This window comes from Pseudonocardia lacus, from assembly GCF_018531445.1.
Lineage (GTDB): Bacteria > Actinomycetota > Actinomycetes > Mycobacteriales > Pseudonocardiaceae > Pseudonocardia > Pseudonocardia lacus.
In genome coordinates, this window is the sequence record NZ_JAHDTH010000243.1 from 1 (window position 1) to 11399 (window position 11399).

Sequence of the window (11399 nt, forward strand, 5' to 3'; positions counted from 1 at the left end):
GAACCCGATCGAGGCGCAGTTCGGGCCGTTGCGCAGCTTCGTGATGGGCGCCTCGAACCACCCCAACCACCCGGCGCTGGCGCGCCGGCTGCAGGCGTATCTGCGCTGGCGCAACGCCAACGCCCGCCACCCGGACGTCCTCGCCGCCCAACGCCGCGAACGAGCCCGGGTCCGCAGCGAACGCCAACGCCGCTGGGGACGACCTGCAGCAGCATGACCCGGTGAACCTATGTGGTCACCGCACTAGCGAGGATGAGGACCTGCACGGCCTGGACCAGGGCGGTGGCCCGCAGCGGGCAGCAGCGGATCTTGCGGAAGATCTTCCAGCTCTTGAACACCGCGTTGGCCCGCTCACCGGGCCCGCGCTGGGCGGCGTGGGCGGCGTTGACCGCCCGCTGGTTGCCCGACAGGCGTCGACGCGTCCCGGTGGCGGGATCGGCTCGGCGACGCCGCTGAGGTAGGTCGAATTCGGGGCCGGCGCCGCGGTAGGCGCTGTCGGCGAGCACCTGCACGCCGGCCGCGACGAGAGCGTCGATGAGTCCGTGCTCGCGGGCGGCGCCCATGTCGTGACGGGCCCCGGGCAGGGCGGGTGAGGACCAGATCAGCCGACCCATGGGGTCGGTGAGGACCTGGACGTTCACGCCATGGCACTTGTGCTTGCCCGAGTAGTACGGCCGGTCGGCGCCGTTGGTCATGCCGACCCGGTCGATGCGCAGCAGGGTGCCGTCGAGGATCACGAACGCCTTCCGGACGGCGATCTGGATTGCCTGGTCGAGGGTGGGCGCGTGCGCGACCAGGGCGTCGATGGCCTCGCGGATGTAGCGGAACGCCGTGGTCGTGCCGATCCCGAACCCGGCGGCCAGGTCGGCGTAGGTCTCGGCTTTGCGTAGGTGAGCGAGGACCAGCAGGGCTTGACGGCCCACGGACAGCCGCCGCCAGCGGGTACTCCGCTGCCGACGGCTGCGGCGCAGCGCGGTGGTCAGCCGGTTCAGGGCGTGGTTGGACACGGACAACCCCGCAGGGTAGGAAGGCACCGAAGCTCCTGGTGGACCGCGAGTTGATCTAGACAGTCACTCGTCTACCAGGGGCTTCACTCATGCCCGCCACCGTCCAGGTCATCGGCGACGTCGCACCTCAGCAGGTTGGAAAGGGCTCAGTGCTCGTTCACCCCCGTCGATGGTGCCGTCAGCAACGCGGCTGCAGAGCCGGTCCTCGACCAGCCGCTGCTGCTCCATCGTGCTCAGGAGCGCAGACGATCACCGATCAGCGCAGGGAGATCACGTAGCGACACGCCGAGTTCTGAGACCAGGCCCAAGCTACATCGCCGGCGACTCCGCTCATGATCGAAGCCACACTTATGCCACCTGAAACAGCCCGCATCAGTCGCCGACGGCGGCGAGTGTTCGCAAATCCGCTGCGCTATCCCTGCAGATAGGCCGCGATCTCCGTGAGCTGTCGGAAGCTACCGCAAGTCTGGAAAGCTAATCGCAGGGTTGTTGGTTCGAGTCCAACCGGAGGAGCTCCACCCCAGGTCAGGGGCTTGCGGAGATCACCAGTCAAGATCGAAGCATCACATATGCATCACTTTCACTGGAGTGCCTCTCCGATGCTGCGATCGAGCGCTTGGGCTGTATGTCGGTTGGTGAGCCGGCGGCCGAGGTAGTTGTCCTGCGTCATCGACACCTTGGCGTGGCCGAGCTGGTCGGCGATCTGCCGAGCAGACAGCTCACTCTCGTCCAGCAGCGTGGCGCAGGTCTTGCGGAAGACATGGCTGGTCACCCAAGCGAACTCGCCGCTGCCGCGAGCTTGCCGTAGGTCGCGGGAGACGTTGGAGGGGTCGCGCCAGCTGCCGTTGGTGTCGGGGAAGAGCGGACCGATGCCGCCGGCGATGAGCTGCCGACGGGCCAGCATGCGCATGGCGAAGCGGGGAAGTGGCAGCGTCCGGTGGCCGGCGGCCGACTTGGTCTGGCCGACGCGCAGTAGCCCCTCGCCCTTCACTCGCATGATCTTGTGATCGATGTCGACCACCCGGTTGTCGATGTCGATGTTCTCCCAGCCGACCGCGATGGCTTCACCGATGCGGACGCCGGTGGCGAGCAGCCAGCGGGTCAGGTCGGGCAAATCACGGCGGACGGCTGCCTCGTCCGCTTCGAGCTGGCCCAGCCAGCGCACGCACTCGTCAACGGTGAGGCTGCGCGCCTTGACCCGTCGGTTGGCGCCTCGGACGCGGCCGATGTCGCGGACCGGGTTGGAGGTGATGTCGCCGCGGCGCGCAGCGAGGCCCATGAGTCCGGACAGCGCGCTGCGGCATGCCTTGGCAGCGGCGGCACCGTGGCGGCTCTGCACGGCACTGATGAACTCGTCGAGCCGGGCCACGGTGGCCTCGTGGACCCGTAGTGCGCCGACTGCGGGCAGGATGTGCCGGTCCAGGTAGAGACGGTAGAGGCGGGCCGTGTTCGGTGACTTCTCGCCCGCAGCTACGGCTTGTTCGATCTCGGCGAACCACCGCTCGGCAACGTCCTGCACGCGCAGCGACGCGCCGCCGGTCCTACCTGCGGGTGCGATGCGATCGCTGAGTGCCTTGCGGAGCTCGCGCTCCGCGGCCGCGCCGGTGGCAGCACTCCGGGAGACGAGTCGTCTCCTGCCGTCCAGGTCGCGGACGTAGGCGCGGGCACTCCAGGAACCGTTCGCCCGCTTGATCCGGTGGATCCTGCCGAAGGAGCCGACCGGGTTGGGGTCGCGAGGCATGCAGATCGGCTCTCAGGCCGGCTGATCCGATTGAGCGGCGAACCAGCTCCGGACATCCTCGGGGTCGTAGCGGAGGTGGCGTCCGATGCGGCGGGCCGGCGGGCCGTAGCCACGATTGCGCCACTGGTAGAGGGTCTTGCGGGGGACGCTGAGGAACTGTGCGACGTCTTGGACGGTCCAGAGTCGAGTCGGTAGAGGCTCGGGCACGATGATCACCTTCAGGCGTCGACGGGCAGCCTCCAGGATGTGAGGCATACCGAGAGGGTCGATGAGCGGGTGGTCGACCTTGTGGTCGTTGGGCTCCTGCCATGTGGCTGTTCCGTGGCCACAGCGTCGGTTGCAACCGTCTGAACTCGGCTCGCATCATCGGAGCCGCCGAGTGACTTCTTCGTCCCGAAGCAACGCAGACGTGGCTGTTGCCTGGGCATTCGCGCAGCTCAGCGGGCCTCGTTGTCCGTCGCAGTTCACTGGCGACCGGGCTGGTTCGGGGCGTCGTCACTCAGTTCGTTCCTCAGTACAAGATCGGCTCGCAGCCGGTAGGCGAGTGCTGAGTGCAACCAGTTGCGGCAGCCATGTTTGCGCTCAGGGAAGGCTGCACCAAGCGCCGATGAAGCCGTCCAGGGCGGCGATCCTCGACGAACTGCGCGACGGCTTGCACAGGCGGCGGCCGCGGCGCGCCGCCGGTGTCCCGACGTCGACACCGATGTCGCCGAGCGGGTGGCGGTGCGCGAGTTCGGGCCGGCGCACGTCGTCGCGGCGAACTGGCCTGCGGCCAGGCTCGCCGCGGTGCTCGCCGGCGCTGCGGTGCTGCTCGTCACAGGCCGTCCGGGCGTGTCGTTCGGGCGCAGCCATTTGCTGGCCGTGAACGGGGCGGGCATCGTCGTGGCGTCCGCCGTCATCGCCGATCTGGTCATGCTCGCAGTGCTGCTGTCCGGGCCTGTCGGGACGCTGACCGGGGCGTCGCTGGTGGTGCTCCTGGCCATCTGCGTCAGCCTGGGCTGGTTGAGTGCCGCAGCAGCGGTCAGGGCCGCAGCGGGCGAGCACCAGCAGGCCCGGGCCGCCGAAGCCGAGAGCTGTTGCGGGCCCGGCGGCGGCTGCGGCAGCGGACCGACCGAGGTGACCTTCGGGCAAGGCCTCTACAGCACGGCCGAGTCGACCGGTGCACCGGCCGCTGCCGTCGCGGCGTCGCTGGGCTGCGGGGTGCCCACCGCCGTCGCCGACCTGCGCCAGGGCGAGGTCGTGCTCGACCTCGGTTCGGGCGCGGGGGCCGACGTGTTGATCTCCGCCCGCCGGGTCGCCCCCGGTGGCCGAGTTTACGGGCTGGACATGACGACCGAGATGCTGGAGCTGGCCCGTCGCAACGCGGCGGAGGCCGGGGTGGACAACGTCGAGTTCCTGCAGGGCTACCTGGAGGACGTCCCGCTGCCCGCCGCGAGCGTCGACGTGGTCATCTCCAACTGCGTGATCAACCTGGCCGCGGACAAGGCCGTCGTGCTCCGCGAAGCGGCCCGGGTGCTGCGTCCCAGTGGCCGGTTCGCGGTGTCGGACGTGATCGCCGACGCCGACCTGGACGCCGATACCCGCGCGGGCATGGGCCAGTGGACGGGGTGTGTGGCAGGGGCGCTGACCCGGGCCGAGTTCGAGCAGGCCCTGTCCGGTGCGGGGCTGGTCGACGTGGAGATCGTCGAGACCCACCGGGTGCACGAGTTCGCCGCCTCGGCGATCGTGCGCGCAAACCGGCTGCCTGACCTGCTCCGCTGCCTGGATCGGCTACACGTTCGCTCCGGAGCCGGTGAGCCGGGCGGCGAGCGCCCGGACGCGGGCATCGATGTCGTCGCGGATCAACCGCATCCGCTCCATGCCGTCGATGCCGCGTTCGGACGGCTCGTCGGTGTCCCAGTTCTCGACGCGCACGCCGTCGGGCGCGTCCACGGTGGCTTCCCGGCCGAGGGTGACCACGAGGTCGACCGACCCCAGCAGCTCCGGGTCGATCGGCTTGGGCGACTCGTCGCTGATGTCGACGCCCACCTCCGCCAGGGACTGCGCCGACAGGGCGTTGATCTTGGTGCCGGGATCGGTGCCGGCGGAGTGGACCTCGACGTCGTCGCCGGTGACGGCGCGCATGAGCCCGGCCGCCATCTGGGACTTGCCGCCGTTGCGCACGCAGACGAACAACACCGACGCCATCAGCTCGCCCTGGTCGGGGCGGTGTCGCCGCTGGCTTCGAGCAGTTCGCCCAGGAGCGTCCGCACGCGGGTGTCGATCTCGTCGCGGATCGGGCGGATCTCCTCCGGGCTCTTGCCTGCGGGGTCGGTCAGCTCCCAGTCCAGATAGCGCTTGCCCGGGTAGATCGGGCAGGCGTCGCCGCAGCCCATGGTGATGACGACGTCGGCGGCCCGTACGGCGTCGTCGTGAAGGCGCTTGGGGAACTCCTTCGAGATGTCCAGGCCGATCTCGGCCATCACCTCGCGGACGGCGGGGTTGATCGTGTCCGCGGGAGCGGAGCCCGCTGAGCGCACCGCGATCCGGCCCTGGGCGTGGTGGTCGAGCAGGGCGGCGGCCATCTGGGAGCGGCCGGCGTTGTGGACGCAGACGAACAGGACCTCGGGCATGGTCTCCATCAGGACTCCTTGCTCGCGGGACGTCCGGTAGAGGGCTCGGTGGTGGTGCCCTGGTGCGGCCACCGGCGGCGCAGGGCGAGGGAGACGTAGACGAGCGCGACCAGCACCGGGACCTCGATCAGTGGGCCGACGACGCCGGCCAGGGCCTGCCCGGAGGTGACGCCGAAGGTGGCGATGGCGACGGCGATGGCGAGCTCGAAGTTGTTGCCGGCGGCGGTGAAGGCCAGGGTCGCGGAGCGCTCGTAGCCCAGGCCGATGGCGCGGGCCAGGGCGAGGGAGCCGAACCACATGAGCGCGAAGTAGGTCAGCAGCGGCAGCGCGATGCGGGCGACGTCGAAGGGCCGGCCGATGATGGCCTCGCCCTGCAGTGCGAAGAGGATGACGATGGTGAACAGCAGCCCGTAGAGCGCGAACGGGCCGATGCGCGGCAGGAACCTGCTCTCGTACCACTCGCGGCCCTTCGCGCGCTCGCCGAGCCGGCGCGAGAGGTAGCCGGCGACCAGCGGGACACCGAGGAAGATCAGCACGTTGACGGCGATCTCGATCGGCGACACGTCCAGGGCGGTCTGGGGCAGGCCCAGCCAGCCGGGCAGCACGTCGAGGTAGAACCAGCCCAGCGCGGCGAACGCGATGACCTGGAAGACCGAGTTGAGCGCGACGAGCACGGCGGCGGCTTCGCGGTCGCCGCAGGCCAGGTCGTTCCAGATGATGACCATGGCGATGCAGCGGGCGAGCCCGACGATGATCAGGCCGGTGCGGTATTCGGGCAGGTCGGGCAGCATCAGCCAGGCCAGGGCGAACATCAGCGCCGGGCCGAGGACCCAGTTCAGCGCCAGCGAGGCGAGCAGCAGGGGACGGTCGGCGGTGACGGTGTCGAGCCGGTCGTAGCGGACCTTGGCCAGCACCGGGTACATCATGATCAGCAGGCCGAGCGCGATCGGCAGCGAGACGCCGTCGATGGCCACGGCGTCCAGCGCGGCGCCGAGACCGGGTACGAGCCGGCCGCCGATCAGGCCGACGGCCATCGCGGCGATGATCCACACCGGCAGGTACCGGTCCAGGGTCGACAGCCGCGCCGCGACGCGCGCTTCCGCCTGCGGATCGGCGCTCACGCCGTCACCTCGGTCCGGGCGCCGGTCAGCACGCCGTCCAGGTGCAGCACGCCCGCGAGTTCGGCGAGCGCCTCGGGCTGGATCCGGTAGTAGATCCAGGTCCCACGTCGGTCGCTGGCGATCAGGCCGGCTTCGCGCAGCACCTTGAGGTGGTGGCTGATCGTCGGGCCGGAGAGCTCGAAGGCCTCGGTCAGGTCGCACACGCAGGCCTCGCCGCCCTCGTGCGCGGCGATCAGGCTGAGCAGCCGCAGGCGCACCGGGTCGGCCACGGCCTTGAAGGAGCGGGCCAGCTCGGCCGCCTGCTCCGCGCTCAACGCCTCGCGGGTGCGAGACGTGGGGGCGCAGAGCCCGATGCCCGGGAGCTCTTGTTTAGACACGGCTCTATCTTCACTCGGGTCAAAGTATTGGGCAATGTCGGTGCGCCCACACGCTCGGGCCGGCGCGTCGCCGGCGTCGTTCGGGTAGAAGGCAGAGGTAACTCCCGTCTGGTCGCAGAGCTGGAGCCAGCGGAGATCGAGGTGTCCGCCGGGTCGAGGACGTTCTGGGCGGAGGCCGACGGGCGGGTGTGGAAGTACGGGTCGGCGTTCGGGTCGGCCGGGACCGGGTCGACGCCGATCAGCGAGGACCCGGCGGGGGTGCTGTCGGCGGCGATGACGATCGAGCCCTCCGCCTTGTCGGCGAGCCCGGGATGTACGCGACCGCCCACGTCACGAGCGGGTATGCGATGTCGCAGAGCAGCGTGAACAGCAGCAGCACTCGCAGGCCGGTGGCGGCCTGCCGCCGCAGCGTGGTGGGCATCAGATCCCCGGGATCAGTCGGACGAGCAGGTCGATGAGGAAGATGCCGACGAACGGCGTCACGACGCCGCCCAGGCCGTAGACCAGCAGGTTGCGGCGCAGCAGCTCCGCGGCGCTGGTCGGGCGGTAGCGGACGCCGCGCAGCGCCAGCGGGGTCAGCGCCACGATGACCAGGGCGTTGAAGATGACCGCGGACAGGATCGCCGAGTGCGGCGTGGCGAGCTGCATGATGTTGAGCGTGCCGAGCGCCGGGTAGAGGGCTGCGAACATGGCCGGCAGGATGGCGAAGTACTTGGCCAGGTCGTTGGCGATGCTGAAGGTGGTCAGCGCGCCCCGGGTGATCAGCAGCTGCTTGCCGATCTCGACGACCTCGATGAGCTTGGTCGGGTCGGAGTCGAGGTCGACCATGTTGGCGGCCTCCTTGGCCGCGGCCGTGCCGGTGTTCATGGCCACGCCGACGTCGGCCTGGGCCAGCGCTGGGGCGTCGTTGGTGCCGTCGCCGGTCATCGCGACGAGGCGCCCGCCCTCCTGCTCCTTGCGGATCAGCGCCATCTTGTCCTCGGGCGTGGCCTCGGCGAGGTGGTCGTCGACGCCGGCCTCGCCGGCGATGGCCCCGGCGGTCACCGGGTTGTCACCGGTGATCATCACCGTCCGGATGCCCATCGCTCGCATCGCCGCGAACCGCTCGCCCATGCCGGGCTTGACCACGTCGGAGAGCCGGACCACGCCGAGCACCCGGGCGCCGCGCTCGTCGCGCTGCGCGACGGCCAGCGGGGTCCCGCCCCGCTGGCCGATCTCGTCGGTCAGGGCGCCCAGTGCGGCGTCGTCGACGCTGCGCCCTGTTCGGCGACCCAGGCCACGACCGAGGCGGTCGCGCCCTTGCGGACGGGCACATCGCCATCGCCGGGGACTCGGCCGGTGGCGGCCTCGCCGGCTGCGACGTGCTCCGCGAGCTGTGCGGAGGGCGGGCGCCGGGCGCCGTCCGACGAGCGGCGTCATAGCCCTTCCGTACATGGGCGCGTCACCGCCGCCGTGCGAAGCGCGATCGGGCGGACGGGGCGGATCGGGCGCGGGTGCGGTTCCCGCTGGCCACGTGCCCGGCGTCGGTCGCGTCCCGGGCGGGCGACGATCGGGCGGCTGCGCCGTTCGTGGGTTAGGCCTTCCGAACAATTCCCGGGCGCCACCGCTGCGCTCTCCCGGTTCACCGGATCGGCCTATTTAGGGTAGGCTAAGTCAAGTTTACGGTGGGGGAGTCCGGAGGCCGTGGAATCGGGGGAGCCCTCAATCGTGAATCCGTTCGACGATGACTCGGGTGAGTTCCTGGGATTGCGCAACTCCGAGGGGCAGTATTCGCTGTGGCCGGCTTTCGCGGCTGCTCCCGACGGGTGGACGGTGGTAGTCGGGCCGGCATCTCGAGCTGCGGTGCTGGCGTTCATCGAGGAGTCCTGGGTGGACATGCGGCCGCGGAGCCTGGCCGCGGTGCTCGACGCCGGAAATGGCGCCGGCGCCTGACCGACGGTTCGCGCGTTCGACCTCGAAGGTCGACGTAAACAATTCTCTCGGGAGCGGAGTGCGTCTTGCGCGTCGTGGCGTTCGGTTACATGACCTGGGGGCGTCGGACGATCGAGGCGGTGCTCGATGCCGGGCACGAGGTCGTGCTGATCGTGACCCACCCGCAGAGCGACAACGCCTACGAGAAGATCTTCAACGAGTCCGTGGCGGAGTTGGCCGACGAGCGCGGGATCCCGCTGCTGGTCCGCAACCGAGCCGTCGACGCCGAGGTCCGGGAAGCCGTGGGGGCCGCCGAGGCGGACGTGGCGGTGGTGTCGAACTGGCGGACGTGGCTGCCCCCTGAGGTGTACTCCATCCCCCGGCTCGGCACCCTGAACGTGCACGACGCGCTGCTGCCGGCCTACGCCGGGTTCGCCCCGCTGAACTGGGCGCTGATCAACGACGAGCCCGAGGTCGGGGTCACCGCGCACATGATGGACGCCGAGTTCGACGCAGGCGACATCGTCCTGCAGCGGGCCACCCCGGTGTCGGACTCCGACGTCATCACCGACCTGTTCGACCGCACCCTGGCGATGTTCGGACCGATCACCGTCGACGCGCTGGCCCTGCTCGCCTCCGGGCGCACCGACCGGACCCCGCAGGACCGGCGGGCGGCCTCCTACTTCCACCGGCGCACCGACGAGGACAACCGGATGGACTGGACCTGGTCGGCGCGAGAGCTGTTCAACCTGGTCCGCGCGCAGGCCGACCCGTACCCGAACGCCTACTGCTACCAGGGCACCCGGCGCCTGCGGGTGCTCAAGGCGAGGGTGACCGACGAGCCCTACGGCGGCACCCCCGGGCGGATCTTCATCCGACGCGGCACCGGGGTGGTGGTCGTCGCCGGGGCGCAGGCCCGCCGCGGCCGCAGCCCGGGGCTGCTCGTCGAGCGGGTCCGCCTCGACGACGGCCGCGACGTCGACGCCCTCGACCACTTCACCCGCATGGGTGGCTACCTGACCTCCCATCCGGTGGCGGACTGACCCCTCCCGCCGGACAGCGCCCGCCGCGACCGGTGCCGCCCCGGCACCGGGCGTCCCGGCGCGCCCGCCCCACCCGCCATCGCCGCGCGCCCGCCGGGCGCGCCCGAGGGAGATTCCCGCTGCCATGACCGCGAGCCCGAGCCTCGACGACGTCCTGCCCCTGACCCCGCTGCAGGAGGGCCTGCTCTTCCACCACCGGCTCGACGACGCCGCCGACACCGACGTCTACACCGTCCTGACCGTCGTCGAGCTGATCGGGCCGGCGGACCCCGGATCGCTGCGCGGGGCGGTGTCCCGGCTGGCCGAGCGGCACGCCGTGCTGCGCTCCTGCTTCCTCGCCGAGGACGGCGACGACCCGGTGCAGGTGGTGCTGCGCGCCGTCGAACCGGTGTGGCGGGAGGTCGACCTGTCCGCCGCGCCCGCCGCCGAGCGGGACGCGGCGCTGGAGCGGCTGCTCGACCGGGAGCGGACCACCCGGTTCGACCTGGCGCAGGCTCCGCTGTGGCGGTGCGTGCTGATCCGGCTCGGGCCGGACGCGCACCGGCTCGTGCTGGCCAGCCACCACATCCTGCTCGACGGCTGGTCCACCCAGCTGCTCGTGGCCGACCTCGTCGCGCTGTGCCGGGGCGAGGCCCCGGCGGTCGGGCACCGCCCGTACCGGGACTACGCCCAGTGGGCCGCGGAGCAGGACCGGGCCGCGGCGCTGGCCGCCTGGAGCGGCGCGCTCGACGGCCTGCCCGGGCCGTTCCTGCTGGCCGGGCCGGGTGCGGGCGGGGCCCCCGAGCCGCCCGCGGACATCGACATCACGCTGCCCGACGCCGTGCAGGACGGGATCGAGGCCCTGCGCCGCACCGTCGGCGTCACCCCCAACACCGTCGTGCAGGCCGCCTGGGGGCTGCTGCTGGGCGGCGAGCTGGGCGGTGACGACGTCGTGTTCGGCACGACCGTCGCGGGCCGCCCGCCCGAGGTGCCCGGCAGCGGGTCGCTGGTCGGCATGTTCGTCAACACACTGCCGGTGCGGGTGCGGCTGCGCCCCGCCGAGGCGGTGGGGGAGCTGCTCGCGCGTCTGCAGCACGAGCAGGCCCGGCTGCTGGAGCACCAGCACGTCGGGTTGGCCGCCGTCCAGCGCGCGGTCGGGGTGCGGGAGCTGTTCGACACGCTGGTGGTCTTCGAGAGCTACCCGCCCGCGGTGGACCGGCCGGGCGCGGACGGGATCCGGCTGGCCGGCGTGCGGATCGAGGACGCCACGCACTACCCGGTGGCGCTGGTGGCCGCGCCGGCCGGGCGCGGCATCGCGCTGCGGTTGCGCCACCAGCCAGGCCGGGTCGACCCGGTGCGCGCCGGGCAGGTCGCCCGGCGGCTGGTGCGGATCCTCGCCCAGCTGGTGACCGACCCGGCCGTCCCGGTCGGCCGGCTCGACCGCCTCACCGCCGACGAACGCCGGCGGGTCGTGCACGACTGGAACGTCACCGCCGCACCGGCCCCGGCGCGCACGGTGCCGGAGCTGTTCGCCGCGCAGGCCCGCCGGGCGCCGCGGGCCCGGGCGGTGGTCGACGGCGGGCGGCAGCTGACCTACCGCGAGCTCGA

At 71.5% G+C, this 11399-nt stretch carries 11 protein-coding genes and 3 pseudogenes; 5 read left to right on the forward strand and 9 right to left on the reverse strand.

All coding sequences use genetic code 11. The annotated features are described in order from the left end of the window. A pseudogene (locus KIK08_RS33765) lies at positions 1-217 on the forward strand (IS630 family transposase); the annotation flags it as partial. Between the two features lie 10 nt (positions 218-227). Here KIK08_RS33765 and KIK08_RS33770 read toward each other — a convergent pair. The 3 genes from KIK08_RS33770 to KIK08_RS33780 form a co-directional block, all read right to left on the reverse strand. Then, positions 228-1034, reverse strand: a complete 807-nt coding sequence (locus tag KIK08_RS33770) for a transposase family protein (RefSeq protein ID WP_214407381.1) — start codon at positions 1032-1034, stop codon at positions 228-230. A gap of 553 nt (positions 1035-1587) precedes the next feature. Continuing rightward, a complete protein-coding gene (locus KIK08_RS33775; protein WP_214407382.1) occupies positions 1588-2748 on the reverse strand; it encodes a tyrosine-type recombinase/integrase in 1161 nt (386 codons plus the stop codon). A gap of 12 nt (positions 2749-2760) precedes the next feature. Beyond that, complete coding sequence (locus tag KIK08_RS33780) at positions 2761-3003, reverse strand: helix-turn-helix transcriptional regulator (protein WP_214407383.1); 243 nt, start codon at positions 3001-3003, stop codon at positions 2761-2763. A 657-nt stretch (positions 3004-3660) separates the two neighbouring features. Between KIK08_RS33780 and KIK08_RS33785 the strand changes: the two are divergent. After that, positions 3661-4443: pseudogene (locus tag KIK08_RS33785) on the forward strand (methyltransferase domain-containing protein); the annotation flags it as partial. Positions 4444-4518: 75 nt separating this feature from the next. On the opposite strand, the gene KIK08_RS42320 reads toward KIK08_RS33785, so the two are convergent. The 6 genes and pseudogenes from KIK08_RS42320 to KIK08_RS33815 form a co-directional block, all read right to left on the reverse strand. Next, positions 4519-4935 carry an arsenate-mycothiol transferase ArsC gene (locus KIK08_RS42320; RefSeq protein ID WP_214407388.1) on the reverse strand — a complete coding sequence of 139 codons (417 nt, stop codon included), beginning with the start codon at positions 4933-4935 and terminating at the stop codon, positions 4519-4521. Then, positions 4935-5369: an arsenate reductase ArsC gene (locus tag KIK08_RS33795; RefSeq protein WP_214407384.1), complete on the reverse strand. Its 435-nt coding sequence runs from the start codon at positions 5367-5369 to the stop codon at positions 4935-4937. Before KIK08_RS33795 ends, KIK08_RS42320 begins: the two co-directional genes overlap by 1 nt. Beyond that, the gene (arsB, locus tag KIK08_RS33800) at positions 5369-6481 is read right to left on the reverse strand and encodes an ACR3 family arsenite efflux transporter (RefSeq protein WP_214407385.1); all 1113 of its coding nucleotides are present in this window, start codon (positions 6479-6481) and stop codon (positions 5369-5371) included. The genes KIK08_RS33795 and arsB overlap by 1 nt, the downstream gene beginning before the upstream one ends. Next, positions 6478-6858 carry an ArsR/SmtB family transcription factor gene (locus tag KIK08_RS33805; RefSeq protein WP_214407386.1) on the reverse strand — a complete coding sequence of 127 codons (381 nt, stop codon included), beginning with the start codon at positions 6856-6858 and terminating at the stop codon, positions 6478-6480. The genes arsB and KIK08_RS33805 overlap by 4 nt, the downstream gene beginning before the upstream one ends. Then, a complete protein-coding gene (locus KIK08_RS40665; protein ID WP_308258058.1) occupies positions 6792-7187 on the reverse strand; it encodes a potassium-transporting ATPase subunit C in 396 nt (131 codons plus the stop codon). Before KIK08_RS40665 ends, KIK08_RS33805 begins: the two co-directional genes overlap by 67 nt. Positions 7188-7278: 91 nt before the next feature. Continuing rightward, positions 7279-8177, reverse strand: a pseudogene (locus KIK08_RS33815) (HAD-IC family P-type ATPase); the annotation flags it as partial. Positions 8178-8565: 388 nt separating this feature from the next. Between KIK08_RS33815 and KIK08_RS33820 the strand changes: the two are divergent. The 3 genes from KIK08_RS33820 to KIK08_RS33830 form a co-directional block, all read left to right on the forward strand. After that, positions 8566-8790, forward strand: coding sequence for an MbtH family protein (locus tag KIK08_RS33820; RefSeq protein WP_408004773.1), 225 nt, complete (start codon positions 8566-8568; stop codon positions 8788-8790). A gap of 65 nt (positions 8791-8855) precedes the next feature. Next, on the forward strand, positions 8856-9812 hold the full coding sequence (locus KIK08_RS33825) for a methionyl-tRNA formyltransferase (protein ID WP_214407387.1): 957 nt from the start codon (positions 8856-8858) through the stop codon (positions 9810-9812). Between the two features lie 124 nt (positions 9813-9936). Next, positions 9937-11399 (forward strand): condensation domain-containing protein (locus KIK08_RS33830; RefSeq protein ID WP_250558373.1); only part of this gene is annotated, 1463 nt, incomplete at its 3' end.

Coding starts and splice junctions, on each gene's coding strand:
- KIK08_RS33795 (WP_214407384.1), bottom strand. CDS start 5,369: ATGGAGACCATGCCCGAGGTCCTGTTCGTCTGCGTCCACAACGCCGGC.
- KIK08_RS33780 (WP_214407383.1), bottom strand. CDS start 3,003: ATGCCTCACATCCTGGAGGCTGCCCGTCGACGCCTGAAGGTGATCATC.
- KIK08_RS33775 (WP_214407382.1), bottom strand. CDS start 2,748: ATGCCTCGCGACCCCAACCCGGTCGGCTCCTTCGGCAGGATCCACCGG.
- KIK08_RS42320 (WP_214407388.1), bottom strand. CDS start 4,935: ATGGCGTCGGTGTTGTTCGTCTGCGTGCGCAACGGCGGCAAGTCCCAG.